The following is a 26,600-nucleotide window of genomic DNA, read 5'->3' on the forward strand; positions in this document are numbered from 1 at the left end:
TTATACGACAACTTCCTCTTGTATTGTTCGAACGTCCACAAAATGACCATAAACAGCGGCAGCAGCAGCCATCACTGGACTAACTAAATGTGTTCTTGCCCCTTTTCCTTGTCTTCCTTCAAAGTTACGATTAGATGTAGACGCACAATGCTCTCCTTCAGGTACTAAGTCAGAGTTCATTCCAAGACACATACTACATCCCGAGTCACGCCACTCAAATCCTGCTTCTACAAAAATAGCTGCTAACCCTTCTTCTTCAGCAAGTTGCTTTACACGTTGTGAACCAGGTACAACAATGGCACGCACATTCGGTGACACTTTTCTTCCTTTTATAAATTCAGCAACATCTCGTAAATCAGATAAACGAGAATTTGTACAAGATCCTATGAAAACATGCTGAATTGGAATAGACGCGATTGGCATTCCTGGCTGTAAGCCCATATATTCAAGTGCTCGATTTAATGATTTGCGCTCTGCTTCTGATTTGCACGATTCGAACGTTGGAACTGTTTTGGTGACATATGAACTCATTGCAGGGTTTGTTCCCCATGTGACAACTGGTTCGATTTCAGACGCATCTAGCTCGATTGTTTCATCGTAGGTAGCACCGTCATCCGTAGCAAGTTGGCTCCACTGCGCAATAGCTTCCTCAAAACCTTCACCTTGTGGTACATATTGTCTCCCTTTCATGTATTCAAAGGTCACGTCATCCGGGCTAATTAAGCCTGCTTTTGCTCCTGCTTCAATGGACATGTTACAAACTGTCATGCGCTCTTCCATTGACATAGTACGGATACACTCACCCGTAAATTCAATAACAAACCCTGTACCAAAATGAACTCCATATTTTTGAATGATGGCGAGCACGATGTCTTTTGCATACACACCTTTTTGTTTTTGACCATTTACCTTTACTTGAAGTGTACGTGGTTTTGCTTGCCAAAGAGTTTGTGTGGCTAACACATGCTCTACTTCACTTGTTCCTATTCCAAACGCTAATGCTCCAAACGCACCATGCGTTGACGTATGACTATCTCCGCACACAATGGTTTTACCTGGTTGCGTTAAGCCAAGCTCAGGTCCGATAACATGAACGATTCCTTGCTCTTCACTTGTTAAATCAAGCAAGTCTACTCCAAACTCCTTACAGTTTGTTGACAACTTATCGACTTGCTTCTTGGCAATAGGATCTTCAATATTAAAGCGGTTCACAGTTGGAATGTTGTGATCCATCGTCGCAAACGTTAAATCAGGACGTCTGACTGGTCGATTTGCCACTCGTAAACCTTCAAAGGCTTGTGGAGATGTGACTTCGTGAATTAGATGAAGGTCGATATATAATAAATCAGGTTTCCCCTCTTCTCTTTTTACCACGTGCTGATCCCATACTTTTTCAATAATCGTTTTCGGCTTCACATACATCCTCCTCTCATTCTATGAAAAAGGGGCTGACTCATTGATGCTTCCTTCTCTCCATTTTTCAATAAAGAAAAGTCGCATATTGTACTTTGAGTCAGCTCCTTTAAAATGTTAACTATAGGCTGTCATAATATTTGAAATCGCCGCATCATCCACAATGGTGTCAATGATTTCTTCAATCATCTTTGTTGTAGATAAGTAGGATTGGTTAGACTTGGCTAAATCAGCTGTTCGAAATCCAGCGCTCAATACTTGTTCCACAGCTTGCTCAATGTGCTTCGCTTCTTCTTCTAGTTGGAACGAATAGCGTAACATCATAGCTACTGATAAAATAGCAGCGATTGGATTTGCTTTATCTTCCCCTGCAATATCAGGTGCAGAACCGTGAATAGGTTCATATAAAGAAGGGCCTTTTAATGAAAGACTTGCAGAAGGTAACATCCCTAAAGAACCTGTAAGCATAGAAGCTTCATCACTTAAAATATCACCAAACATATTCTCTGTTACAATGACGTCAAAGTGCTTTGGATTTTGAATAAGTTTCATTGCTGCCGCATCCACAAGCATATGCTCTAGTGATACATCTTGATAATCCTTTGCAATTTCCTCAGCTACTTCACGCCACATTCGACTCGATTCCAATACATTCGCTTTGTCGACTGATGTGACACGTTTGTTTCGAATCGAAGCAATGTCGAATGCTGTTTTAATGATTCGCTTCATTTCATCTCGTTTATAAAATAAAGTGTCTACAACTGACTCTTCGCCGTTGCGAGTCGTACGTTCGCTCGGTTTCCCAAAGTACAAACCACCTGTCAGTTCGCGTACCATGATAAAGTCGACATCTTCAATGTATTCTCTTTTCAAAGGTGAAGAATCTACTAAACTTTCATAAAAGGACACTGGTCGTAAGTTTGCATACACATCTAACTCTTTACGTAGCCCAAGTAATCCTTTTTCTGGTCTCATATGAGAAGGTAGTGAATCCCACTTTGGTCCACCTACTGCTCCTAATAAAACGGCATCTGCTTTTGAACAAACTTGTTTCGTACTAGATGGCAATGGTGTACCTTCTTGATCAATCGCTCCTCCACCAATTAACCCATACACAAACTCAAACTGATGGTTAAAGCATTGACCGACTGCCTTTAAGACTTCGACAGCACCTTTTGTTACTTCTTTTCCAATTCCGTCTCCAGGTAACACAGCAATCGTCTTTTTCATGAACCTCTCTCCCTTCATACATTGAGAAGAATGGGTTACATCACTTCTTGTTTTGTTCGATGTTGTTGAATAGCAAATAGACGATTAATCGCATGGATGTATGCTTTTGCTGAAGACTCTAGCACATCAAATGCTACACCACGTCCACTCGCTTCAAAGCCTTCACTTTCAACTTTCACATATACTTCTGCTAAAGCATCTGGTCCACCATTAATGGACTGTAAGCGGTAATCAAGTAGCTTGACATTTGTATCAAGGCAGCGCTCTAACGTATTGTAAATCGCTTCGACACTACCAGACCCAGTCGCTGCTTCTTGCACAATTTCACCGTCATGTCTCTTTAATGTAATCGTTGCAGTCGGAATATTTGTCATTCCATATTGAACTTGTAACGTTTCAAGCTTATAGAATTCGTCACTATTTACTTGTTTTTGTAAAACAAGTGCAAATAGATCATCATCTGTAATATCTTTTTTCTTATCTGCTAAGTCTTTAAACTTCGCAAATAACGAGTTGACTTGTTCATCTGGTAACACAAATCCTAATTCAACCAATCGGTTTCGGAATGCATGTCGACCAGAATGTTTACCAAGAACGATTGGGTTTTGATTCACCCCTACAAGCTCTGGCGAAATAATTTCATACGTCGTTGGCTCTTTTAGGACACCATCTTGATGGATGCCCGATTCATGGGCAAATGCATTCTTTCCAACAATCGCTTTATTCGGTGCAATTGTCATCCCTGTAAGCTTGCTCACTAAATCACTTGTACGTTTAATTTCAGAAAGCACCATATTCGTTTCAGCTTCATAAAAATCTTGGCGAATATGAAGCGCAACCGCAATTTCTTCTAACGAAGCATTACCTGCTCGTTCTCCGATTCCATTTACGGTTCCTTCAATTTGTGTAGCACCATGCTGAATGGCTGCAAGTGAGTTTGCAACAGCTAAGCCTAAGTCATCGTGACAGTGAGCTGATAAAGCCACGCGTTCAATATCAAAAACATTCTCTCTTAAGTAAGAAAAGATCGCTCCGTAATCTTTTGGTGTGGTATATCCAACTGTATCAGGGATATTAATGACATCTGCACCCGCTTTTACAACTTCCTCTACAATTCTTGCTAAAAAAGGTAAATCGCTTCGACATGCATCTTCTGCTGACCATTGAACAATTGGAAAACGTTCTTTTGCATACTTCACCATCTTAACAGCTGTTTCTACTACTTCATCTGGTGTCATTTGCAACTTATATTTCATATGAATAGGGGAAGTAGCAAGAAATACATGCAATCTCGGCTCTGCACTGTGCTTCAACGCTTCCCACGCAATATCGATATCTTTTGTAACAGACCTTGCTAGGCCTGTTACAGAAGAATTTTTTATAATAGAAGCAATTTCTTTTACGGATTGAAAATCACCTTTTGATGCCGCTGGGAATCCAGCTTCGATAATATCGATACCTAGTCGTTCAAGCTGCTTGGCTATTTCTAGCTTTTCTTGAAAGTTTAAATTCACTCCAGGTGACTGTTCACCGTCTCTCAGCGTCGTATCAAAAAAGTTAATTTTTCGCACTCGCACCCACCGCTTCTTTCTTTTCTTTTTTAACAAATGGCATCATTTCACGTAGCTCTGCACCTACTTTTTCAATTAAGTGCTCATTTTCACGATTGTTTACTGCATTAAATACTGGACGGTTTGCTTGGTTTTCTAGAATCCAACCTTTTGCAAATTCACCTGTTTGAATGTCTTCAAGTACTTTCTTCATTTCTTCTTTCACACGACCGTCTACTACGCGTGGTCCAGAAGTGAAGTCACCCCATTGTGCTGTATCTGAAATTGAGTAGCGCATCCCTGCAAGACCACCTTCATACATAAGGTCTACAATTAACTTTAACTCGTGTAAACACTCAAAGTACGCTACTTCTGGTTGGTAACCCGCTTCTACTAACGTTTCAAATCCTGCTTTTACAAGAGATGTTAAACCACCACATAATACCGCTTGCTCTCCGAATAAATCTGTTTCTGTTTCTTCTTTAAACGTTGTTTCAAGCACACCAGCTCTTGCTGATCCAATTGCTTTTGCATAAGCTAGCGCCACGTCTTGTGCCTCACCTGTTACATTTTGATATACCGCAAATAGTGCCGGAACTCCAGCTCCTTCTTCATACGTTCTTCTTACTAGGTGACCAGGTCCTTTTGGTGCTACAAGGAACACATCTACATATGAAGGTGGTACGATTTGGCTAAAATGAACGTTAAATCCATGAGCAAACACTAAAGACTTACCTGGTTTTAGTTCTGGTTCGATTTCTTCTTTGTACACTTTTGGTTGAAGTTCATCTGGTAATAGAATCATCACTACATCTGCTTGTTGGACAGCTTCATTTACAGCAACAACATTAAAACCATCTTTCTCTGCTTGAGTCCATGATTTACCTTGACGAAGTCCTACTACTACGTCTACACCACTATCACGTAAGTTTTGAGCATGTGCATGACCTTGTGAACCGTAACCTACGATTGCTACTTTTTTACCTTGTAATAATTGATCGTTTGCATCTCCGTTATAATATACCTTTACCATATCTAATCTCTCCCTTTTTCACTATTTTGTATATTTTAATTGAATGATTGCTACATACGTTGAACAACTTCCATCTCTTTTGAGTAAAAATGAGTTGCTACTCTTATAAAATGGTTGATATTTTTTGTGCCGATAGTTGCTTTTGCTTTCCTCTAGGAAAGGCAATCGTTCCTGTTCGGACAACTTCTTTTAAGCCATAAGGTTGTAATAAATCAATAATGGCTTCAATTTTATTTGCCTCACCCGTGATTTGGATGATGATACTCTCTCTACTTACATCAATGATGGTAGCGCGAAACGGCTCAATGAGTGAGTACACTTCATTTCTCGTTGCTGGTGCGGATGTGACTTTAATGAGTGCTAATTCTCTCGCTACGACTTCTTGATCTGTAATATCTTGAACTTTTAGTACATCAATTTGCTTATTAAGCTGCTTAATGACTTGTTCAGCTGACTTTTCATCTTCAACATTTACAACAAACGTCATTCTTGATACACTTTCTGTTTCCGTGTGACCCACTGAAATGCTTTCAATGTTATAATGGCGCTTCGTAAATAGACCGGTAATCCGATTTAATACACCTGCTCGGTTATTTACCGTTGCTGTAATGATGCGTTTCATGGTTTCACCCCCACCATCTCATGCAATCCTTTTCCTGGTGCAACCATTGGATACACATTTTCTTTTGGTGCTACATAAAAGTTTAGTAACACTGGCTCATTTGTTGAAAACGCTTCTTGTAAGGCTTGATGTGCTTCTTGTTCATTTGAAGCTTGTAATCCTTTTATTCCGTATGCCTCCGCTAACTTCATCATATCTGGCTGATTTGGAATTAAGGAGTGTGAATAACGCTCTTCATAAAAGATTTCTTGCCACTGTCTAACCATGCCTAATGACTGATTATTTAAGATGACAATTTTAATTGGTAAGTTTAATTCTCGAATCACAGATAGCTCTTGCAATGTCATCTGAAAGCCGCCATCTCCTACAACAGCAACAACTGTAGATTGTTTATCAGCTAATTGTGCACCAATTGCAGCTGGTAAGCCAAAGCCCATCGTTCCAAGTCCACCTGATGTAACCCATTTGTCCGGATTATTAAATTGATAATATTGCGCTACCCACATTTGGTGCTGTCCCACATCCGTTGTGACTGTAGCCTCACCATTTGAATAATGGTGAATAAGTTCTATTAATTGCTGCGGTTTTAACACATCTTCTGCTGTCTCATACCACAGTGGATATTCCGCCTTCCAATTCTCTAGTTTCTCATGCCATTTCGTATAATCTCCTGTTCCATTTTGCTGAAGAAGCAATTGTGTTAACACTTCTTTCGCATCTCCTACAATCGGAATTTGCGTTGGAACATTTTTACCAATTTCAGCTGGGTCAATATCTACATGCGCAATTTTTGCGTTAGGTGCAAAGTGCTTTAAGTTACCCGTCACCCGGTCGTCAAATCTTGCTCCGATACTAATTAACAAATCACACTCATAAATGGCCATGTTTGCTGTGTATGTACCATGCATACCAGCCATTCCTAAACTTAAATGATGATTTGCTGGAAAACTTCCAAGCCCTAAAAGCGTGTTAATAACCGGAATGTTTTGTCTCTCTGCGTATTGTTTTAATTCAGTAGAAGCCTTTCCAAGCAACACACCTGCTCCTGCTAATATCACTGGTTTTTTCGCTTGTTCCACTGCTTCTGTTAATTTTTTTATTTGTAATAAGTTGGGTACGTAAGTTGGCTGATACCCAGGTAAGTTAATCTCCTGATCGTAACGAAATGTTCCTTCACCTGCGGCCATATCCTTTGGTATATCGATTAGAACGGGACCAGGACGACCTGTTGTGGCGATATGAAATGCCTCTTTTATAATCATTGGTAAATCATCTACGTTTCTCACTTGATAGCTATGCTTTGTAATTGGCATCGTTACACCAAGAATGTCTGCTTCTTGAAATGCATCTGATCCAATGACACTTGAAGCAACCTGGCCTGTAAACACCACCAATGGTAATGAATCAATCATCGCGTCTGCTAAGCCTGTTACAATGTTTGTAGCTCCAGGTCCACTTGTCGCAATCACAACACCAGGCTTTCCAGAAATCCTTGCGTACCCTTCAGCTGCATGTATGCCACCTTGTTCATGACGTGTTAAAACATGAAACATACCTGAATGGTAGAGCTTATCGTAAATGGGTAAAACAGCTCCTCCTGGATAACCAAAAATCACTTCAACATGTTCTTTTTTCAACGATTCAATGAGCATTTCGGCTCCACTCATTTGAGTTGTCACGCTTACTGGCTCTTTCATCTGCATGTTGGTTCCCACTTATACTCCCATCCTTTCTGTTAACAAAATGATAAAAAAATAAAAAACCTCCCCACCCCTAATCAGACCTAGTTATATGTAGGTCAAAGGGGCGAAAAGGTTGTGACTTCCCGCGGTACCACCCTTGTTTGTAATCGTATGATTACCTTAAGAATGCTTGATGCATTCGTTTTAGTAACGAGTGCTTTGGAATAAACACCCGGCCAACCCTACTTCATTCAGACTGGCACTCCGAGGCGAGTTCGGCTTAAGGAGGTAACATCGGCTTCCAGCAACCCGACTCTCTGTAGATACCTGACTCCTTAAGATTACTTATCCTCTTCATCGATTTTACTTATTTACTTTTAGCTAACGTTGGTGTTTTCATGAACTTGATAAACCTTTACACCATCAGCGACTACTTTTGCACGAAATGCTTCTAATAAGGTGTTAGTGTGTTCACCAGGAACACCTTTTCCAATACGTCGTCCATCTACTTTCACAACTGCGATTACTTCAGCTGCTGTTCCTGTTAAGAACACTTCATCAGCTGTATACACGTCGTGTCTGGTAAACGGCTCTTCTTTCACTTGATATCCTAGTTCTGTTGCTACATCGATAATGGCATTACGAGTAATACCTTCTAATGCTCCAACATATGTTGGAGGCGTATATAGTATGCCTTTTTTCAAAATGAACACATTGTCAGCTGAACCTTCCGCTACATAACCTTGGTCATTTAACATTAAGGCTTCGCTAACATTGGCTAGGCGAGCTTCAATTTTAACTAATACGTTATTTAAATAGTTTAACGATTTAACCTTTGGACTAAGTACGTCAGGACGATTTCGTCTTGTTGCGACTGTGACAATTTCTAGCCCTGTTTCGTATAGCTCTTTTGGAAAAATTGAAAGTGGCTCTGCAATAATCACAACTTGTGGTTCTGGACAATTAAATGGATCTAACCCTAAATCACCAGGTCCACGAGAAACTACTACACGAATATAAGCACTTTCAAGGTTGTTTTTCTTTACAGTGTCGACAATGAGCTGAGTCATTTCTTCAGGTGTTTGTCTAATGTTTAACAAAATGGAATGAGCCGAATGATATAAACGCTCGATGTGCTCTTCTAACCGAAACACATTTCCACTGTATACTCGAATTCCTTCGAATACGCCATCACCGTATAGAAAGCCATGATCATACACTGAGATTTTTGCATCTTCTTTTCTTACAAATTCATCTTTTAAGTAGATCCATTGTTCTCCCAAAACATGACACCCTTCCTTCAATTTCTAAGAAGTTTCCTCCTACTGAACTGTTCTCTATTTTCGTTTCTGATGTAGGAAATAAAGAGAAGAGTCAACTTTTGTGTTTAGTTTAAATTTTTAGAAAACTTATATTTGAGGACTATCTTACGCCCATTTCCGAAAGTCGTCAACCGTTTTTTGAGTAAATTTTCTTAATTTTCTATCAAAAGGACACATTTGTATACGGTTACATTACTGGTATAAAAGGATTACAAATTCTTTCAAAAAAGTTAAGAAAAACATTTGTCTTCAAGGAGAGGACATTAAATCTTTTACATTCATGGTTTTTTCTACATATTTTTATCGTTATTATACGATCCGTTTCACTTGTATAAATATTCAACTTATTCCTCACACTTATTAAACAAAACAAAAAACCGTTTATCTTAATGAAGATAAACGGTTGTATGTACGATAAATGGCGTCCCAGGAGAGATTCGAACTCCCGACCGACGGCTTAGAAGGCCGTTGCTCTATCCTGCTGAGCTACTGGGACAAAATATTAAGTTGTATCAAAGACAAGATTTATTATATGTAATCTAACACGTAAAGTCAACACTCTTTTTCATCTTTTTTTAAGTCCTAACAAAAGCTGTTGTACAGAAAGGATCACGCCTCCTTCCTGTACAACATAAGCATGACTTTATTTTTTAAATGTATGACTCATTGATTGCATAACTGTTCCATTCACTTCATAAAAATGTACAATCATGTCTCGTTCATTTGTTTCTAGTATAGCATATGTAGGCTCTTTACGCATACGAGGTAGTAAAATACTTCCAGGATTAATGAACAATGTGCCATCAATCATTTCCGCTCCCGCTACGTGAGAATGTCCAAAACAAACAACATCCGCTTCATGTTCACGTGCTTTATAATGGATATTCATTAACGACATCTTTACATTATATAAATGACCGTGTGTCACGAAAACACGTAAATCATTGAAAGTCTCTAAACAATCATTGACGTATGTTGAGTCATAATCACAATTTCCTCTTACTGCTAGAAAATCCGCCATCTCTTTTGAATCACTTGGCAATTCAGAATCACCGCAATGAATCATCGCATTCACTTCGTGTTGATGACGCTTTTTAATTGTTAACAATTCTTGTTCTAATCCATGACTATCACTAACAATAAGTAGTTTCATAAAGATGTCACCTCGTTTACATTCGCTCTTCTATTAAAGGAACTAATTTCTCTAACGCTTTCGCACGATGGCTAATGTTATTCTTTTGCTCTTTGGAAAGTTCAGCCATTGTTCTGTTCCATTCATCCACAAAGAAGATTGGGTCATATCCAAAACCGCCCTCTCCTCGCTTCTCTTCTAAAATCGTTCCTTCACATGTACCTTCGACAACGGCTGTCTCTTCATTAGGGATTGCAATCGCTAATGCACAATGAAAGCGAGCTGTACGCTTTTCACTTGGAACTCCTTGCAACTTCATCAGCACTTTTTGAATGTTTGCTTCATTGTCTTTTTCATTTCCCGCATAGCGAGCTGAATAAACACCTGGTTCTCCATCTAATGCATCAACGGCTAACCCTGAATCATCGGCAATGACAACCTTATTTAATAATTGTGAAACAGCTTCTGCTTTAATCATTGCATTTTCAATAAACGTTGTTCCTGTCTCTTCAATATCTTCTATATGAAGAAAATCTAGTAAAGACTTTACGACAAATCCTTTTTCATGGAAAAGAGATTGAAACTCTTTTACTTTTCCTGCATTTTGAGTCGCAATAATTAATTCCTTCATCTTATTCACCTTCCTTACTTGCATGGGGAATGTGAACAGCTAACTCTCCTAATGCTTCTTTTTGATAATTAATTAATGAATAAATGCCCGTTTCAGCCAAATCTAACATCGCATTAAGCTGCTGTCTAGAAAATGTTGCTTCTTCCCCTGTCCCTTGCAATTCAACAAACGTTCCATCACCTGTCATCACAACATTCATATCTACTTCAGCTGATGAATCTTCAATGTAATTCAAGTCTAAAATTTCGCCCTTTTCGCTGTGAATTCCGACAGAAGTCGCTGCTAAATAGTTTGTGACAGGCATGACATCGATCTTCTTCTGACTCATTAACTTTCCAAATGCCAACACCATCGCTACGTAAGCACCTGTAATCGAAGCGGTTCTTGTTCCACCGTCTGCTTGGATAACATCACAATCAATCCAGATCGTTTTCTCTCCAACCTTTTCTAAATCCACAACTGAACGCAGAGCTCGTCCAATTAGACGCTGTATCTCCATTGTTCTGCCTGATACCTTCCCTTTTGTTGATTCGCGCATATTACGCTGTTCTGTCGCTCTAGGAAGCATCGAATATTCAGCGGTAATCCACCCTTTTCCTTGCCCTCTCATAAAAGGTGGCACACGATCATCAATACTTGCTGTACAAATCACTTTAGTTTCACCAACCGTAATCAATACTGAACCTTCCGGATGAGTGATGTAATTTGTTTGAATTGTAATCGGTCTTAATTCATTTGGTTTTCGTCCATCAACACGCATAATGCATCCTCCTTCAATCATAACCAACACATTCAACTACAATCATATGTATAGAGTATCTTATTTGGTAGAAACTTTTTGTTTCTTCTATGTTAAAAACAGCAAAGAGGTCGCTTAAAGAAGCGGACCTCTACGTACAAGCCTTTTACTAGTATATCAAAAATTGGTTTTTAAAAACTACCTGTGTTCACATTTTTCGGTCTCGTTACAGGTGCAGTTAACTCTTTACCTTTTTGATCTGTCAACTTGGCTTTTCCATCCACTGTAATCGCGACACTTTCAACACCTGCTTGCTCTGTTAACGAAAGAACAAGGGAATTAAGGACATGTGGAGACACTTTACTTCCTTCTAAATTACCTAAAATATTTTCGTTGAAATTTAGTGTTACATTTCCATCTTCATATTTAGGCTCGTCTAAAAGTGCCACATCCGAATTAAAGTCACTTACTAAACCTGAAGTTGCAGATGGACCTTTAATTAATTCATTAATAATGGTTGCATAGGAATTTTCACCTTTAGCTTCAATACGCTTTGTCACGGGAACATAATACGTCTCTTCACCGTTTTGTGCCACATAGTAAAGAGTAGCAGCTTTTGTTTGTGTAATATCAACCACTCCACTGCTATCAAAATTGATGCCATTCGCTCGACTAACGCCATCTCCAATCGGTGTATTATTCACAGGCATGACTTTTTGGTCATGTCCATTAATACGAATTTTCACTTTCTCTACACCGTCAAATTGCGTTAAAGTCCACGTAATCGCCTGTAAAATCTTCAGCTCATCTTCTGCTTTGTAATTTTTAAATTCATTGGAGAAATCAGCAACAATCGTTCCATCTTCCTCCATATTCACTCCCACTGCTGTATCTGCAGGAATAGGTGCTGCAAAACCGTTAGGCAACAGTTCTGTAACAGGACCACCTTGTACAAGATGCTCAAGAGCTTGCTTAGCCACACCCTCTTGTTTCGGTAACTCAAAAGATTGTGGTACGACATATCCGTTTTTATCAATTAAGTAAATATCTCGCTTAGTCGTTGATGTTGCTTCTTCCTTTTGGTCTTCCTTTTTCTTTTCACTGCTCTTTCCATCACTTAAACCAGGATCATTTTCTAATGCTTGTTCATCTTCAACATAGGTAACATCTTTAGGTGGATCAATTTCCTCTGATACTTTTTCTCCTCCGAAAAGCCCACACCCTGAAAGAAATACCGATGTAGCAACAAATGTTGATGCTAACGTAATTGTTGTCTTTTTGGACATTCTTTTCCCTCCTAAGACGGTTTGTACTATTATGTATACGAGCCTTTTATTAATTTAGACCGAGGGAATGGATTTTTTTATCGAACGTGATTGAAATAAAAAAGAAGTGATTTAGCGCAATAAATCACTTCTTTTTAAAGAGTTCCAACTTAAAATTGTGGACTAAGTTTAATAATGAGGGTATCTTCAACGACTTTAATGGAATCACTTGCCGGCCAACTGTCCATCTCACGTACTGTATCACTAGCACGAAGAACAGCTAATTCTTCTTCGTCTACACGATTTAACTTCTTCCCAAATTGATTAGCAAGCATGTATTCGTAGTGATAAGGTTGAAATAAAAAGGTATCTCCCATCGCTCCAGTCATAGACGGAATGTTATCTGCCACTTTTACTGAACTTAGTTCTGTTTTCATAGACAGGTAGCCTATGACCGCAATCTGAGTCGCTTGTTCATATCCTTCTGTTTGCTCCATTCGATCTAACATACGGTTGACCGTCGCATAGGATCGCTCATACTTCAATGACATATTAAAGTATGCGATATTACTAATGATAGCAAAGTTAAAAATAGTCATGACTGATAAGACAACAACACTCCAAGAATACGTATTAGCTAAAAAAGAAGGAAACTCAATTCGATCATAAAAAATGATTGGCAATAAGTACACTGTTACAAGTGACATCACCATCAGCATATGATATTCAACACCTGGTGAAACAAAATATAACATATACGTAAGAATAGGCAATGAGCCGACACAAACAACTAACATCAACATTCTACTGATTTGAGTGTAAAGTTTATTGCGGACCAAACTCCAAACAATCATAAAGACTAACGTCATAAAAAGCCCTATATTTAGCAGTTCAAACACATTGACGGGCGCATCTGTGAGAAATCCTCTGAAAAAAAAGGCTAAAAAAGAATCGTTTATTTTCATCAATTGATCAGTTACGCTTCCTGAGGACTGCCCAATTTGGTCTAAACCTTGATAATCTGTGATCTTACCACTAAAGAAATGCTGATATCCTTTAAATGTTAGTGCATATAAGCCCATCCCAATTACTGTCATGCTTACAAAACGAATCATATAACGAGTAAGAGCAACTATCGAAAGGTCTGTAAAAAGTAACTCTCTAATTAACCAAACTGCAATAAACATGAGAAGTAGAGGCAAATTTGCTTGATATACACCTACGCTAATATAAAAGATGAGCGAAGCAGGAATAAAGCCAAAGCGATACTTTTTTGTTAATAAGATGGCGACTACCGCTAACAAGTTTCCAGCCATATAGCCGTCTGCTGTAAACATATATGAAAACGTAGCTGATACAGTAGGAAACGTTACAATCAGTCCAGCTGTCAGTATAATCGATACTGTTTTTCTTATTTCAAATAGCTCTACTACAATGACTGTCATGAGAGCTAAATAGAAAATAGCTACTATTCCATTAACCCAAGGCAAATCAAAAAACGAACTGATGCCACTAAGAGGACCTAAAAAGAATCTTCCTGACTGAAATTTTAGTTGTGTATTATAAATATTCGTTAGTCCATCATGGTTTGGTAACATATTCGTAAAAACGTACATATGTGTAAGTAAACCAATAACGGCAGCTGATATAAATGCAAGTTTCCATTCTGATTTTGTGTGTTCTTTCAGCTTCTTCAAAAACTCTTCTGGCATAAGTAAACTCCTTATTACTTTTTCTCTTTAATTAAATATTGAGGTCTACGCTTTGTTTCGTAATAAATACGTCCAATGTATTCACCGATAATTCCAAGAAACAATAGTTGAATGCCTCCTAGTAGGATAATGGCAGAAATGGTCGTAAAATAACCTGGTGTCTCGACCCCGTGAAGAAAATAATTAATCAATGTGATGAGAATATAAACAAAGCCAAAGAATGTAATCCCCATCCCACTATAAATGGCTATCCGTAACGGCTTATTATTAAAAGATAAAATCCCATCCATTCCATAATTTAACAAGCTGCCAAAGCTCCATTTACTAGCTCCATCTATTCGAAGTTGATTATCGTACTCAATGGTTTTTTCATGAAAGCCAATCCACGAGAAAAGTCCTTTAGAAAACCGATTGTATTCCGTCATTGTCAACAAAGCATCTAACGCTTGTCTACTTAATAAACGAAAATCACCTACACCGTCTGTAATCGTTACATCAACTAGTCGGTTAATTAACTTATAATAAAGATTCGTTAGTTTACGGCGAACAAACTTTTCGCCAATACGATTTCGTTTTGCAATAACTTGATCGTACCCTTCTTCATAATACTGCCACATCTGCGGAATAAGAGATGGTGGATGTTGTAAATCAGCATCAATTAATACGACTGCGTCACCTGAAGCATATTGAAAGCCGGCTAGGATAGCTGCTTCTTTTCCAAAGTTACGACTAAATGAAATATAATGAACGGAAGAATCCTTACTTGTCAATTCTCTTAATTGTTGTAGCGTTTGATCTCTACTTCCGTCATCAATGAAAATATATTCAATTTCAACAGGAATTGTTTGAAGATGTGTTTGCGTTGCTTCATAAAACTTATTGACTGTTTGTTCTTCGTTGTAGCATGGAATGACAATACTAAGTTTCTTCACCTAATTTACTCCTTTCACGATTTTAAGATCTTTCTTGAGAGAAGAAAGGTAAATGGGATTGCCGCTCCTGAAGCAAGTAGCGGTGCTAATTTATTATCAATTTGAAGCCACTCAGTTAAAATATAAAGAGCACTTGTTGATACGGTAATATTTACGACGTATGTTAAAGGAAATTGAAAAAACTTCTTCCAACTAGGCTTTGATTGATACGTAAAGTACGTATTTAAGTAAAAAGAGCCCACCATACTAATTAAAAAAGAAAGCCAATGTCCGACCAAATAATGAATGGACAATCCCTCGGTGAATAACAAATACCAAAGATAATAATGAAAGGTATTAACAAAACCAACTATGATAAATTTAATCGTTTCGTTTTTTGAAATTTTTTGCACAATGTTGCCTCTTTCCCTCTATTCCTAATAAAACACTAAACTAAAAACCTATTTTTTCAACAACTTGTATATTATAACATAGGCTTTCTGACTAGAAATAGTCACAAAAAATCCCTCCTATTTTATCCAGCAAATGATGAGATAAAATAGCAAGGACTCATTGTAAAACGTAGCTTATATTAATTATTCACAGCGTGATGTGATGAACATTTCGAACCGGTTGTTCAAACCATTTCGATGCAATAGACTGAAATAGCTCTGTTGATCCCGTTGTTAAAAATTCATGATTAGGTTGAGCTTCGCTTTGATTTAATAAGTTACTATAAGACAAAATAGCACTTACCTCACTAGCTGTTTCTTCACCCGAGCTAATCAGCTTTACTCGATCTCCTATGAAATCTTGGATGACAGGTTTAAGTAACGGGTAATGCGTACACCCTAAGATCATCGTATCAATATCAAAGTGAACAAAAGGAGCAAGCGTTTCTTTTACGATTTTTTCCGCTTCTTCCCCTTCATAATTTCCACTTTCAACAAGTGGTACAAATAATGGACATGCTAAGCTCTCCACCTCGACTTGGTTATGAAGCTCTTTCAGCGCTTGAGTATAAGCCTGACTTTTTACAGTACCATTTGTACCAATCACACCTATTTTATGATTTTTCGTTACTTTTAACGCAGCTCTTGCACCAGGCTGAATGACTCCTAGCACAGGAATGGTTAATTGATCTTGAATTTCTTCTAATACGACGGCAGTAGCTGTGTTACAAGCAATGACTAACATTTTAATCTCTTTATCTAGCAAGTAGTTTGTCATTTCCCACGTAAACTTGCGAACTTCTTCTGTTGGTCTTGGTCCATATGGACAACGAGCTGTGTCTCCCATATAAATGATTTGCTCTTTAGGAAGTTGTCGCATAATTTCCTTTGCTACCGTTAAACCACCGACACCAGAATCAATCACTCCGATTGCTCTATTCAAAAAATCGCCTCATTCTTCTTTCATTTCATAATGCAACTTTTGTAAACTCTTCTGTAATAACTGAATATCTTCTTCAGAGAAGTCGACAAGCACACCTCGCAAATAGTCCTGACGCTTTTTAATCACTTCAGCAATAATACGCTCGCCTTCTTCTAATAAATGAATGTGTACAACGCGACGATCTTTCGGATCTTTTACTCGCATCACAAGCTCATTTTTCTCCATGCGGTCCACTAAATCTGTCGTTGTGCTACACGCTAAAAACATTCGATTCGACAATTCACCAATTGTCATATCTCCATATTCTAAAAGCCACTGCAAAGCAATAAATTGCGGTGGAGTAATTGTATAGTTACTTAAAATTTCACGACCTTTTTGTTTCACAATTGTCGCTATGTAGCGTAGTGATTTTTCAAGGTCTGCTACGATTGGATCGTTCTGATCTAATGCCATAATCATATCCTCTCTTGATCATATTCATACTTACTCTTTATCCTTATTATTGTGTATGTTTTTAATAAAAAATTCAATAGGATAGAAGAAGAAAAAACGACGAGATTAAGCAAAAAAGGAAACATTACCTCTTTTGACAGAATCCCGTCGTCTATTATTTCTAGCCAAATTTTCATCATTACTACACATCTACTTGATCATACAGAATATTCATCAGCATGTTTCCAACCCATCTTCGTTCATGACTAGGACTGATAGTTAAAGAGGACGACAAACTCCAATAATTTCTATTGTTGTTTGACTTGTAAAAACAACAGACTTAATCTTCACTACTCGAAATGAATGCCCTGACGGATCCCGGTATATATCTCCTTGTTGAATGTTAAACGGAATTTCCTTACGTACACGAAACAAACGAGAAACCAAAATCCCCACTCCTTTACTCTCTCAAATTGACTAATCACATACTTCTCTTCACTTCTTACTCAACATCAACACCCTTTTGTTACCTCATACTTTCATTCATTATTATTACTATATTAATTTTCTCACCCTTTAAGAACTGTGCTCACACAAGGAGCTACACCTCATTGTCCTTTAGTTAATCCTTTTCTTATCTTTCCCTCGAATAATCAGCTCGTACATTTTCATAATAGTCTTCTGGCCCTTCGAGTGAAATGACAATTTTATTCGTACTGCTGTATATTCCTGCAGTATGCGACTAGAATGTCACTTTTCAAATAGCTCTTTTTTCTTCTTTAGTTAGACCAGTAAAGAATTTCTTATGTATTCGTAACTCTTTTTCCTTTTTTGGAAACACTCTTTCAAACCAAGTTACCGCTACCGGCGTATGTTCAGGTTGAGCATTTACTTTTTCTAAAAACCATTCATACTCGTTCACAACTTCATCCGTTAACAAAGAAATATCTTTGTTTTGACTTTGATAATCAAGTTCCGCTAATTTTACTGCCGTGATACCTCCATTCACCTTTTTCACCACACCAAATTCGGAAGGGATACGTTTATCATCTAAAGAGACAAAGTAATGTATGTAGTTTGGCAATCTAAATAACCTCTTTTTCGTATCTCGTTTATTGGCTATATAGAGCCAGCTTCCTTTGGAGGCAAAGCAGTTAAACTCCTCGCTGCGGATTGCTGCTAGTACCTTTTTGTACCTTTTCATCCTTTCACACTTCCTCCTTCAATTATTATCATTAAATCAATCTTATCACGCTTATACTCTCATATTCATCACAAACACAAATAACCGACTCTCCCCAATGATTGCTCATTAAGAAAAGTCGGCTACAGCTATTCTTATAGCTCAAGTTCCCCCATACGAAAGAGCTCTACCACTGCTTGCGAACGCGCCTTGACTCCAAGCTTTTGCAAATACTTAGTAAATGACTTGATATTTTCTTCATATCTCATTTAACTAACCACTTGATTTTCATCCCAATACTCCTCAACATCTTTAAATATGATGTAAAAAGTCCAATCAGGAGTATCATTTACTTTTGTTGAGTATGATGGGTTTCCATATCTCCAGCCTCTTACATATCAATTTTTCACTTTACAATAAGAGCTGGGCATTTCACTCGTTTCATTACTTTGTGACTTACTCCTCCAAGCACCATCTCTTGTAGAGAGTTAAGACCTCTACTACCGATAACGACTAAATCAAAGTCATTTTTATTAGCATAGTCTACAATTGTTGGACCTGGTTCGCCTCTTAACAATGTAAATTCATAGTTGATCTTTTGCATATTTAATTCGTTTTCAATTGGAAAGAGTTTCTTTCTGCGTGTGACTTCTATTTCTTCCTTTCCATGAGAATGTAACACTTCAGCTTTCACTTTTGAAAAATCGGCAACATAAACCACGTAAACTTTGTAATCAGTCATACAAGAAGTAATTTTGATTACTTCCTTTGTAGCTCGTAAAGAATGATTAGAACCATCTACTGCTAACAAAATCTTTTTGTACATACTCCCACCCCTAAAAGTAAATTAGTGTGCTGATAATTTCGCATTAGGCTGATTGTATACAGCTAGCTTATCTACCAATTTCTTACTAGCAGAATCTAATCCTTTAATTGTCACTTGGTTGTTGTTTTCGCGATATTTTAAAACCACTTTATCAATAGCTCCAACAGCTGAATCATCCCAAATTTGTGCTTGAGAAAAATCAATTGTAATCGCTGTTTGTTCTACTTTAAAATCAAATGAATGAAGGAAGCTTTCAACAGAAGCGAAAAATAATGGACCTTCGACTTTAAATGTTGTATCTAGACCTTTCACTTCTTTTCCCACCTTAATTGTGGAAAGCTTAGCAACAAAGAAAATTGCACTTAATACCACACCTGCAATAACTCCTTTTGATAAATCGTGTGTGGCTACAACGATAATGACCGTAACTAACATAACTGCTACATCACTTTTTGGTGCTGTCACCAAATATTTAAATGAAGACCAGTCAAACGTACCAATAGAAACCATGATCATAATTCCAACAAGTACAGGCATCGGAATTTGAACAACTAATTCGCCTAAAATAAGAATTAAGAACATAAGGAAAATACCAGCTACTAGTGTTGAAAGCCTTCCTCGCCCCCCTGATTTCACATTAATGACAGATTGACCAATCATCGCACAACCAGCCATTCCTCCAAAGAAACCAGTCACTACATTGGCAATTCCTTGCCCTTTTGATTCTTTATTTTTATCACTCTCTGTTCCTGTCATATCATCTACAATCGTTGCTGTTAAAAGGGACTCTAATAAACCAACAATGGCAAGTGCTAATGAATAAGGGAAGATAATCTGTAATGTTTCAAATGAAAATGGAACAGATGGAAGAAAGAATGATGGTAATGATTGCGTAATTGAACCAAGATCTCCTACTGTTCGTAAATCTGCTCCTGTAAAAATTGCCACTGCTGTTAAGAGAACAATCGCAATTAACGGTGCAGGAATTGCTTTGAAAAATCGAGGTACAACGTATACGATAACTAATGTAATCGCAACAAAGACATAGGTTAAGTTTGAAATACCAAGAAAATGAGGTACTTGTGCCATAAAGATAAGAATCGCTAATGAGTTAACAAATCCAATCATGACAGCTCTTGGAATAAACTTCATCAACTTCGCTACCTTAAATACACCAAATAAAATTTGAATAACACCTGTTAAAATAGTTGCAGCCAACAGATAATCTAATCCATGTTCTTTTACTAATGGAACCATCAGCAATGCCATGGCTCCTGTAGCTGCTGAAATCATCCCTGGACGACCACCTACAAACGCAATAATTACAGCGATACAAAATGATGCATATAGCCCTACCATTGGATCGACACCTGCAATAATGGAGAAGGCGATAGCTTCAGGAATTAAAGCTAATGCAACAACAATTCCAGCTAGTACATCTGCTCGAATGTTCGAAAACCACTCTGTTCTAATCTTTTCTATCAATTCTTTACACCTCTTGTCTTTTATTTTTGACTTATACCTTTATAAGCCGAATTCGAATTCAACAAGATGTAGTGTAACATCTTTATTCCCAAAATGGAACCCTTTTGAAACTTTCTGTACTAACCTATTTTTGTGTTATTATAAAAGACAGTGACTAATTAATAAGGGAGCGTCTAAATGTTAATCGGATACATGAGACCTTACGAGAAAGATCTCCACTGTAAAAATCAAGAAGTAAACTTAATTAATTTAAATTGCGAGACCATTATTATAGAAGAACACTCTTCAGCAAAAGAACGCACACAGCTATGCGACATGATTAATAAGCTTCAAGAGGGAGATAAAATTATCGTCAATAAACTTTTTACATTAGCTGATTCTACTCGACATCTCGTCGAATTATTAGAAAAAATAAATCAAAGAGGAGCATATATTCAATTCCTAGATGAAGGTATTGATACAAGTAGCCCAGCTGGCTATTCATTCATTGACATCACTAAACACCTTCTCAACTTTCAAAGTGACGTCATTAGCGAAAGAACGAAACAAGGTGTTTCACAAGCAAAGAAAAAAGGGATAACGACTGGTCGTCCTAAGAAGCCTGATGAAAATGTAAGACGAGCCATTGAAATGTATCAAAGTAAAACACATACACTAGCTGAGATTAAAGAAAAGACTGGTATTAGTAAATCCACACTGTATCGCTATTTAGAGAATTAATTCTGGTATACGATTCACATCTATTCCAGAAAGCAAAATTCTTCTCTTATGTAATGACCTTCAGAAAAATAAAAAAACACATAAATAGCCGACTTTTCTTAATGATCTCTCATTAAGAAAAGTCGGCAACAGCTATTCTTATAGCTCAAGTTCCCCCATACGAAGGAGCTCTACCACTGCTTGTGAACGCCCCTTGACTCCAAGCTTTTGCATCGCATTTGAAATGTGATTGCGAACTGTTTTTTCACTAATGAATAGTTCACTTGCAATTTCTTTTGTTGTTTTGTCTTGTACTAAAAGTTCAAATACTTCTCGTTCTCTTTTAGTAAGTAATGGTTTTGGCTGAAACTCTTTCTCCTTCAATGTAACCCTCCTTGCCTGATCCTGAGTTGAACTATCGGATGGGTGTAAAGTTAGTCACCATATCTTATGTGCAGAGGCTAAGGGCGGTTACTGATTCTCACATTTTTTTATTTACAAACTTCTTCTTTTGACGTAAGTAACGCTATTTGCTGATTAGACCACGGATACCCTTTTCCTGTCTTCTTTAAAATTTGCACCATCGCACCTCTGCCGACAAAGCAAACTTCGTCACGTTGATTAATCGCCATATAATGTAAGTCTACGGATGATGTACCAACCTTTTCTGCTTTGACATACAACCGAAACGTGTCCCCAAAGAACACTTGCTTTAAGAAATCACATTGTAAATCTGCGACAACAGGAATACATTCTGAGGTTGAATGAGTCCAAGTTTGCATAAAGCCAAGGTGTTTGAAATATTCAATTCGCGCTTCTTCGAAATAAACAAACGGAATCGTATTATTTAAATGACCGAACATATCTGTTTCTGAAAAACGCACCTTGATATGGTGATAAAATGAAAATTCTTCTTTCCACCTTTGTAAATCGTCAATATATGAACATTTCTTCATCTTCCATCCCCCTATGTATATGTAACATAATTCGTTTTGTTGAATACTTCGTCTCTCACTCATCTACTGAACAACATACTCAAATTCTCTACATTTTTTCAAAAACTTGGTGTTTGTTCGTTATATAGAAAAACCTCTTTATGATTGACATAAAGAGGCTTTAAATTATTACAACACGACTTATACTTGATCGCTTCCGAAGAAGTTGCGGAATGCTTGGATCGTTGTATCTCTGTTTAATGCTGCAATCGATGTTGTTAAAGGAATACCTTTCGGACAGGATTGTACACAGTTTTGAGAGTTACCACAGTTCGCTAAACCTCCGTCACCCATAATCGCATCTAAACGTTCACCTTTGTTTAATGCTCCTGTTGGATGAGCGTTAAACAGACGAACTTGCGATAATGGAGCTGGTCCAATGAAGTCTGATTTGCTGTTTACGTTTGGACAAGACTCTAAGCATACTCCACATGTCATACACTTTGATAATTCATATGCCCATTGACGCTTCTTTTCTGGCATACGTGGCCCTGGTCCTAAATCGTATGTTCCATCAATCGGAATCCACGCTTTTACTTTCTTCAATGAATCAAACATACGGCTGCGATCCACTTGTAAATCACGTACAACAGGGAACGTTCTCATTGGTTGAAGACGAATTGGTTGCTCTAATTTATCAACTAAAGCTGTACAAGATTGACGAGGCTTTCCATTTATTACCATTGAACATGCCCCACATACTTCCTCTAGACAGTTCATATCCCAGTTAATTGGCGTTGTTTCATTACCATGTGCATCAACAGGGTTACGTCGAATTTCCATCAACGCTGAAATAACATTCATGTTTGGGCGATATGGAATCTCAAACTCTTGTGTATATGGAGCAGTGTCCGGTGAATCTTGACGAGTTATAATAAACTTAACTGTTTTGCTTTCACTCATCGATTAACGAACCCCCTCTTCTTGTTTTTTCGCACCTTTGTCTGCTTTCTTCTTCGTGTAATCACGCTTACGAGGCTTGATTAATGAAACATCTACCTCTTCGTAATGGAACGCTGGCGCTGTTCTGCTATCAACAAACTTTGCCATTGTTGTCTTTAAGAACTCCTCGTCGTTACGATCTGGGAACTCAGGTTTGTAATGAGCACCGCGGCTTTCATTACGATTATAAGCACCTAGTGTTACGACACGAGAAAGTTGTAGCATGTTTTGTAGCTGACGCGTAAACGCAGCTCCTTGGTTACTCCACTTCGCTGTATCATTAATATTAATATTATCAAATCGCTCAATAAGCTCTTGAATTTTCTCATCTGTTTGCAATAGCTTGTCATTGTAACGAACAACTGTTACGTTATCTGTCATCCATTCACCAAGCTCTTTGTGTAGAAGGTAAGCATTTTCTTTTCCATCCATGGACATAATCGCATTCCATTTGCTTTCTTCTTCTTTCACGTGACGCTCATATAAGCTAGATGGTAATGAATCTGCACTCTTCTCTAGACCGCTCATGTATTCAACAGCTTTTGGTCCGGCAACCATACCACCATAAATCGCAGATAGTAATGAATTCGCACCTAGACGATTCGCACCATGTTGTGAGTAATCACACTCACCTGCTGCAAAAAGACCTGGTATGTTGGTCATTTGATCATAGTCAACCCATAATCCGCCCATTGAATAGTGAACAGCAGGGAAGATTTTCATTGGTACTTTACGCGGATCATCACCCATGAATTTTTCATAGATTTCAATAATACCACCAAGCTTAATATCTAACTCTTTTGGATCTTTATGTGATAGGTCAAGATAGACCATGTTCTCGCCGTTAATTCCTAGTTTTTGAGATACGCATACATCAAAAATTTCACGTGTAGCAATATCACGAGGTACTAAGTTTCCGTAAGCTGGATACTTTTCTTCTAAGAAATACCAAGGTTTTCCATCTTTATATGTCCAAACACGTCCACCTTCACCACGAGCTGATTCACTCATTAAACGAAGCTTATCGTCTCCAGGAATTGCTGTTGGGTGAATCTGAATGAACTCCCCATTTGAATAGTAAGCTCCTTGTTGATACACAATGGATGCTGCTGATCCTGTGTTAATGACAGAGTTTGTTGACTTTCCAAAGATAATACCAGGTCCACCAGTTGCCATAATAACAGCGTCTGCTGGAAACGTCTTGATTTCCATCGTTGTTAAGTCTTGCCCTGTAATTCCACGACAGATACGCTCGTCGTCGATCACTGCTCCAAGGAATTCCCAGCCTTCATATTTCGTTACAAGACCCGCTACTTCATAACGACGAACTTGCTCATCTAATGCGTATAATAACTGCTGACCTGTCGTCGCACCAGCAAATGCTGTACGGTGATGCTGTGTTCCACCAAAGCGACGGAAATCTAGCAATCCTTCTGGTGTACGATTGAACATAACACCCATACGATCGAGTAAATGGATAATGCCAGGTGCTGCTTCACACATTGCTTTAACTGGAGGTTGGTTCGCTAAAAAGTCGCCTCCATATACTGTATCATCAAAGTGCTCCCATGGAGAGTCACCTTCACCTTTTGTATTAACCGCTCCGTTTATACCACCTTGAGCACAAACTGAGTGAGATCTTTTAACTGGTACTAATGAAAATAAATCTACTTGTTTTCCGGCTTCCGCTATTTTAATAGTGGCCATTAAACCGGCTAAACCACCACCGACTACGATTACTCTGCCTTGACTCATCGTAACCCCACTCCTTTAAAACAAATTTGAATTAAGCAAATGCAAAGATTGTGCGAATACCTACAAATGTAAGTGCGAAGAAGATTGCTAGCGTCACATAAGTCGAGATTTTTTGAGAACGAGGTGTTACTGTTAATCCCCAACTTACTCCGAATGACCATAAACCATTCGCAAAGTGGAAGATAGTCGAAACAATACCAACAATGTAGAATCCTAACATAAATGGATTACTCAAAATGTTCTCCATCATTTGGAAATTCACAGGTTGACCAAGTGCTGCTTGAATTCTTGTCTCCCATACGTGCCAAGTAATAAAGATTAACGTGACAACACCAGAAACACGTTGTAACACGAACATCCAGTTACGTAAGTATCCGTAATTATTCACATTATTTTTAGCCGTAAAAGCAATATAAAGCCCATAAATTGCATGAAATAAAATTGGTAGGAAAATAATGAAGATTTCTAATGCGTAGCGGAAAGGCAAGCTCTCCATAAAATGCGCTGCTTGATTAAAAGCTTCTTCCCCTTTTGTCGCAAAGTGGTTCACTACTAAGTGTTGCACAAGAAAGATTCCTACTGGTATAACACCTAACAACGAATGTAACCTGCGGTACTGAAATTCTTTGTTTGCCGCCATGTTTTTTATACCCCCCTTGATAAAATGAACATAGATTGTGAAAATCAATGTAACTCCCAATCAGTATAGCTTGATAGATTGTTATACAAGATGAAAAATGAAAACCCTTGCATTTTTCGAAAGTATGTGACAAATTCATTTTACTCCTATCAAGATAGACCGTCAAGGACACGAGGTGTAATTGTTTAAAAAATATAAAAATAGGAAATTCCCTTTTTTAATGCTTATCCCTTTCCTTTGTTTATTATTTTATAAATATATTATTTACTTGTAGAAATTCACCATAATTGCCCGCAAATTACTTTCTACTGTTTGTGAAGGGTTATCTATCTATTCATATAAAAAATCAAGAAAACTGCATAAAAAATGGATGAGACATAAGCCATATTTGTATATAATAAAAGTAAAGAAAGAGGGGAAAAAATGAGTCTACATACCGAGGAACAACTAGAACAGCAAGAGCAAGAACAGCAAACACAAACAGAGTGTGATGATACAAAAGCAACATCCATCCCATACTTTGGATATACACTAATTCGGGATATTCTACTAACTGATTTATTAGGAAAAGATGCAGAGCAAATCCTCTACTGGTCTGGAAAAAATATCGCTCGTAAATTTCCATTACACTCATCAGATGAAATTGTAAACTTCTTCTCAGAAGCAGGGTGGGGTTTACTCACCTTAGTTAAAGCAGACAAACAAACGATTGAATTTGAGTTGAGTGGAGAAATGGTCAAACGAAGAATTCATGAGCAAGTGGATTGTTCCTTTCACCTTGAAGGTGGCTTTGTTGCTCAACAAATTCAGCAACAGAAACAATGTATCGCAGAGTCGTACTTAACGATGAAAGAAAAAGCAGGTAAGGTATTTATTACGGTTAAGTGGGATAAAAAAGATACTCTTACATAAGAAGGTAGCTCATTATGAGCTACCTTCTTTATGCTGTAACTATATATAAATGATTAACATTTCCAACTTCCTATGCTTAAACCGTTTTATCCTT

At 37.8% G+C, this 26,600-nt stretch carries 27 protein-coding genes, 1 tRNA gene, 1 pseudogene and 1 other annotated feature; of the genes and pseudogenes, 2 read left to right on the plus strand and 27 right to left on the minus strand.

Annotated features, from left to right (window positions below):
* The 22 genes and pseudogenes from leuC to DIS06_RS01880 form a co-directional block, all read right to left on the minus strand.
* Window positions 1-1,416 (minus strand): 3-isopropylmalate dehydratase large subunit, encoded by a 1,416-nt coding sequence (leuC, locus tag DIS06_RS01785; RefSeq protein WP_110111527.1) that lies wholly within the window; start codon window positions 1,414-1,416, stop codon window positions 1-3.
* 114 nt (window positions 1,417-1,530) lie between these two features.
* The gene (gene leuB / locus DIS06_RS01790; RefSeq protein ID WP_110111528.1) at window positions 1,531-2,643 is read right to left on the minus strand and encodes a 3-isopropylmalate dehydrogenase; all 1,113 of its coding nucleotides are present in this window, start codon (window positions 2,641-2,643) and stop codon (window positions 1,531-1,533) included.
* Window positions 2,644-2,678: 35 nt separating this feature from the next.
* Window positions 2,679-4,214 (minus strand): 2-isopropylmalate synthase, encoded by a 1,536-nt coding sequence (locus DIS06_RS01795; RefSeq protein WP_239421759.1) that lies wholly within the window; start codon window positions 4,212-4,214, stop codon window positions 2,679-2,681.
* Window positions 4,201-5,226, minus strand: a complete 1,026-nt coding sequence (gene ilvC, locus DIS06_RS01800) for a ketol-acid reductoisomerase (protein WP_110111530.1) — start codon at window positions 5,224-5,226, stop codon at window positions 4,201-4,203. Before ilvC ends, DIS06_RS01795 begins: the two co-directional genes overlap by 14 nt.
* Before the next feature lie 103 nt (window positions 5,227-5,329).
* Entirely contained in the window at window positions 5,330-5,848 is a 519-nt protein-coding gene (ilvN, locus tag DIS06_RS01805) for an acetolactate synthase small subunit (protein WP_110111531.1), read from the minus strand.
* Complete coding sequence (gene ilvB, locus DIS06_RS01810; protein WP_110111532.1) at window positions 5,845-7,563, minus strand: acetolactate synthase large subunit; 1,719 nt, start codon at window positions 7,561-7,563, stop codon at window positions 5,845-5,847. Before ilvB ends, ilvN begins: the two co-directional genes overlap by 4 nt.
* 84 nt (window positions 7,564-7,647) lie before the next feature.
* Window positions 7,648-7,897, minus strand: a binding site (T-box leader).
* A 10-nt stretch (window positions 7,898-7,907) separates the two neighbouring features.
* Window positions 7,908-8,813: a branched-chain-amino-acid transaminase gene (gene ilvE, locus DIS06_RS01815; protein ID WP_110111573.1), complete on the minus strand. Its 906-nt coding sequence runs from the start codon at window positions 8,811-8,813 to the stop codon at window positions 7,908-7,910.
* A 458-nt stretch (window positions 8,814-9,271) separates the two neighbouring features.
* Window positions 9,272-9,348, minus strand: a tRNA-Arg gene (locus DIS06_RS01820).
* 147 nt (window positions 9,349-9,495) lie between these two features.
* Window positions 9,496-10,005, minus strand: a complete 510-nt coding sequence (locus tag DIS06_RS01825) for a metallophosphoesterase (protein ID WP_110111533.1) — start codon at window positions 10,003-10,005, stop codon at window positions 9,496-9,498.
* A 16-nt stretch (window positions 10,006-10,021) separates the two neighbouring features.
* Window positions 10,022-10,615, minus strand: a complete 594-nt coding sequence (locus tag DIS06_RS01830; RefSeq protein WP_110111534.1) for an XTP/dITP diphosphatase — start codon at window positions 10,613-10,615, stop codon at window positions 10,022-10,024.
* Between the two features lies 1 nt (window position 10,616).
* Entirely contained in the window at window positions 10,617-11,375 is a 759-nt protein-coding gene (gene rph / locus DIS06_RS01835; protein WP_110111535.1) for a ribonuclease PH, read from the minus strand.
* A 170-nt stretch (window positions 11,376-11,545) separates the two neighbouring features.
* A complete protein-coding gene (locus DIS06_RS01840) occupies window positions 11,546-12,640 on the minus strand; it encodes a GerMN domain-containing protein (RefSeq protein ID WP_110111536.1) in 1,095 nt (364 codons plus the stop codon).
* Between the two features lie 149 nt (window positions 12,641-12,789).
* On the minus strand, window positions 12,790-14,331 hold the full coding sequence (locus DIS06_RS01845; RefSeq protein WP_110111537.1) for a glucosyltransferase domain-containing protein: 1,542 nt from the start codon (window positions 14,329-14,331) through the stop codon (window positions 12,790-12,792).
* A gap of 14 nt (window positions 14,332-14,345) precedes the next feature.
* Window positions 14,346-15,263 carry a glycosyltransferase family 2 protein gene (locus DIS06_RS01850; protein ID WP_110111538.1) on the minus strand — a complete coding sequence of 306 codons (918 nt, stop codon included), beginning with the start codon at window positions 15,261-15,263 and terminating at the stop codon, window positions 14,346-14,348.
* Window positions 15,264-15,277: 14 nt separating this feature from the next.
* Window positions 15,278-15,655, minus strand: a complete 378-nt coding sequence (locus tag DIS06_RS01855; RefSeq protein ID WP_239421760.1) for a GtrA family protein — start codon at window positions 15,653-15,655, stop codon at window positions 15,278-15,280.
* A 187-nt stretch (window positions 15,656-15,842) separates the two neighbouring features.
* Window positions 15,843-16,637, minus strand: coding sequence for a glutamate racemase (gene racE, locus DIS06_RS01860; RefSeq protein ID WP_110111539.1), 795 nt, complete (start codon window positions 16,635-16,637; stop codon window positions 15,843-15,845).
* Between the two features lie 9 nt (window positions 16,638-16,646).
* Complete coding sequence (locus DIS06_RS01865; protein WP_110111540.1) at window positions 16,647-17,090, minus strand: MarR family winged helix-turn-helix transcriptional regulator; 444 nt, start codon at window positions 17,088-17,090, stop codon at window positions 16,647-16,649.
* Window positions 17,091-17,348: 258 nt separating this feature from the next.
* Complete coding sequence (locus tag DIS06_RS19995) at window positions 17,349-17,516, minus strand: hypothetical protein (protein WP_162595828.1); 168 nt, start codon at window positions 17,514-17,516, stop codon at window positions 17,349-17,351.
* Between the two features lie 310 nt (window positions 17,517-17,826).
* Window positions 17,827-18,273, minus strand: a complete 447-nt coding sequence (locus DIS06_RS01870; protein WP_110111541.1) for a hypothetical protein — start codon at window positions 18,271-18,273, stop codon at window positions 17,827-17,829.
* A 134-nt stretch (window positions 18,274-18,407) separates the two neighbouring features.
* Window positions 18,408-18,482: pseudogene (locus DIS06_RS20470) on the minus strand (hypothetical protein); the annotation flags it as partial.
* Window positions 18,483-18,658: 176 nt separating this feature from the next.
* Window positions 18,659-19,078 carry a universal stress protein gene (locus DIS06_RS01875; protein ID WP_110111542.1) on the minus strand — a complete coding sequence of 140 codons (420 nt, stop codon included), beginning with the start codon at window positions 19,076-19,078 and terminating at the stop codon, window positions 18,659-18,661.
* 21 nt (window positions 19,079-19,099) lie between these two features.
* Window positions 19,100-20,563, minus strand: coding sequence for a SulP family inorganic anion transporter (locus tag DIS06_RS01880; RefSeq protein ID WP_110111543.1), 1,464 nt, complete (start codon window positions 20,561-20,563; stop codon window positions 19,100-19,102).
* 177 nt (window positions 20,564-20,740) lie between these two features.
* Here DIS06_RS01880 and DIS06_RS01885 point away from each other — a divergent pair, with 177 nt between their 5' ends.
* Window positions 20,741-21,283 carry a recombinase family protein gene (locus tag DIS06_RS01885; protein WP_110111544.1) on the plus strand — a complete coding sequence of 181 codons (543 nt, stop codon included), beginning with the start codon at window positions 20,741-20,743 and terminating at the stop codon, window positions 21,281-21,283.
* A gap of 138 nt (window positions 21,284-21,421) precedes the next feature.
* On the opposite strand, the gene gerE is transcribed toward DIS06_RS01885, so the two are convergent.
* From gerE to DIS06_RS01910, 5 genes are all read right to left on the minus strand, one after another.
* A complete protein-coding gene (gerE, locus tag DIS06_RS01890) occupies window positions 21,422-21,646 on the minus strand; it encodes a spore germination transcription factor GerE (RefSeq protein ID WP_013059396.1) in 225 nt (74 codons plus the stop codon).
* A 107-nt stretch (window positions 21,647-21,753) separates the two neighbouring features.
* Complete coding sequence (locus DIS06_RS01895; RefSeq protein WP_110111545.1) at window positions 21,754-22,218, minus strand: acyl-CoA thioesterase; 465 nt, start codon at window positions 22,216-22,218, stop codon at window positions 21,754-21,756.
* A 180-nt stretch (window positions 22,219-22,398) separates the two neighbouring features.
* The gene (sdhB, locus tag DIS06_RS01900) at window positions 22,399-23,160 is read right to left on the minus strand and encodes a succinate dehydrogenase iron-sulfur subunit (RefSeq protein WP_110111546.1); all 762 of its coding nucleotides are present in this window, start codon (window positions 23,158-23,160) and stop codon (window positions 22,399-22,401) included.
* Between the two features lie 3 nt (window positions 23,161-23,163).
* The gene (sdhA, locus tag DIS06_RS01905; RefSeq protein WP_110111547.1) at window positions 23,164-24,954 is read right to left on the minus strand and encodes a succinate dehydrogenase flavoprotein subunit; all 1,791 of its coding nucleotides are present in this window, start codon (window positions 24,952-24,954) and stop codon (window positions 23,164-23,166) included.
* Between the two features lie 31 nt (window positions 24,955-24,985).
* Entirely contained in the window at window positions 24,986-25,594 is a 609-nt protein-coding gene (locus DIS06_RS01910) for a succinate dehydrogenase cytochrome b558 subunit (protein ID WP_110111548.1), read from the minus strand.
* A 423-nt stretch (window positions 25,595-26,017) separates the two neighbouring features.
* Between DIS06_RS01910 and DIS06_RS01915 the strand changes: the two genes are divergently transcribed.
* Window positions 26,018-26,506 carry a YslB family protein gene (locus tag DIS06_RS01915; protein ID WP_110111549.1) on the plus strand — a complete coding sequence of 163 codons (489 nt, stop codon included), beginning with the start codon at window positions 26,018-26,020 and terminating at the stop codon, window positions 26,504-26,506.
* Window positions 26,507-26,600: the final 94 nt, after the last annotated feature.

Source organism: Bacillus sp. CGMCC 1.16541, assembly GCF_003184905.1.
Classification (GTDB): Bacteria; Bacillota; Bacilli; order Bacillales; family Bacillaceae_H; genus Priestia.

What these genes read in the sequence shown, in the direction of transcription:
- leuB (WP_110111528.1), bottom strand. Translation starts at nt 2,643, where the DNA reads ATGAAAAAGACGATTGCTGTGTTACCTGGAGACGGAATTGGAAAAGAA.
- DIS06_RS01915 (WP_110111549.1), top strand. Translation starts at nt 26,018, where the DNA reads ATGAGTCTACATACCGAGGAACAACTAGAACAGCAAGAGCAAGAACAG.
- DIS06_RS01865 (WP_110111540.1), bottom strand. Translation starts at nt 17,090, where the DNA reads ATGGCATTAGATCAGAACGATCCAATCGTAGCAGACCTTGAAAAATCA.
- sdhA (WP_110111547.1), bottom strand. Translation starts at nt 24,954, where the DNA reads ATGAGTCAAGGCAGAGTAATCGTAGTCGGTGGTGGTTTAGCCGGTTTA.
- DIS06_RS01895 (WP_110111545.1), bottom strand. Translation starts at nt 22,218, where the DNA reads ATGAAGAAATGTTCATATATTGACGATTTACAAAGGTGGAAAGAAGAA.
- DIS06_RS01830 (WP_110111534.1), bottom strand. Translation starts at nt 10,615, where the DNA reads ATGAAGGAATTAATTATTGCGACTCAAAATGCAGGAAAAGTAAAAGAG.
- sdhB (WP_110111546.1), bottom strand. Translation starts at nt 23,160, where the DNA reads ATGAGTGAAAGCAAAACAGTTAAGTTTATTATAACTCGTCAAGATTCA.
- ilvC (WP_110111530.1), bottom strand. Translation starts at nt 5,226, where the DNA reads ATGGTAAAGGTATATTATAACGGAGATGCAAACGATCAATTATTACAA.
- DIS06_RS01840 (WP_110111536.1), bottom strand. Translation starts at nt 12,640, where the DNA reads ATGTCCAAAAAGACAACAATTACGTTAGCATCAACATTTGTTGCTACA.
- DIS06_RS01875 (WP_110111542.1), bottom strand. Translation starts at nt 19,078, where the DNA reads ATGTACAAAAAGATTTTGTTAGCAGTAGATGGTTCTAATCATTCTTTA.
- ilvN (WP_110111531.1), bottom strand. Translation starts at nt 5,848, where the DNA reads ATGAAACGCATCATTACAGCAACGGTAAATAACCGAGCAGGTGTATTA.
- DIS06_RS01910 (WP_110111548.1), bottom strand. Translation starts at nt 25,594, where the DNA reads ATGGCGGCAAACAAAGAATTTCAGTACCGCAGGTTACATTCGTTGTTA.
- DIS06_RS01885 (WP_110111544.1), top strand. Translation starts at nt 20,741, where the DNA reads ATGTTAATCGGATACATGAGACCTTACGAGAAAGATCTCCACTGTAAA.
- DIS06_RS01825 (WP_110111533.1), bottom strand. Translation starts at nt 10,005, where the DNA reads ATGAAACTACTTATTGTTAGTGATAGTCATGGATTAGAACAAGAATTG.
- DIS06_RS01870 (WP_110111541.1), bottom strand. Translation starts at nt 18,273, where the DNA reads ATGAAAAGGTACAAAAAGGTACTAGCAGCAATCCGCAGCGAGGAGTTT.
- DIS06_RS01845 (WP_110111537.1), bottom strand. Translation starts at nt 14,331, where the DNA reads ATGCCAGAAGAGTTTTTGAAGAAGCTGAAAGAACACACAAAATCAGAA.
- rph (WP_110111535.1), bottom strand. Translation starts at nt 11,375, where the DNA reads ATGCGTGTTGATGGACGAAAACCAAATGAATTAAGACCGATTACAATT.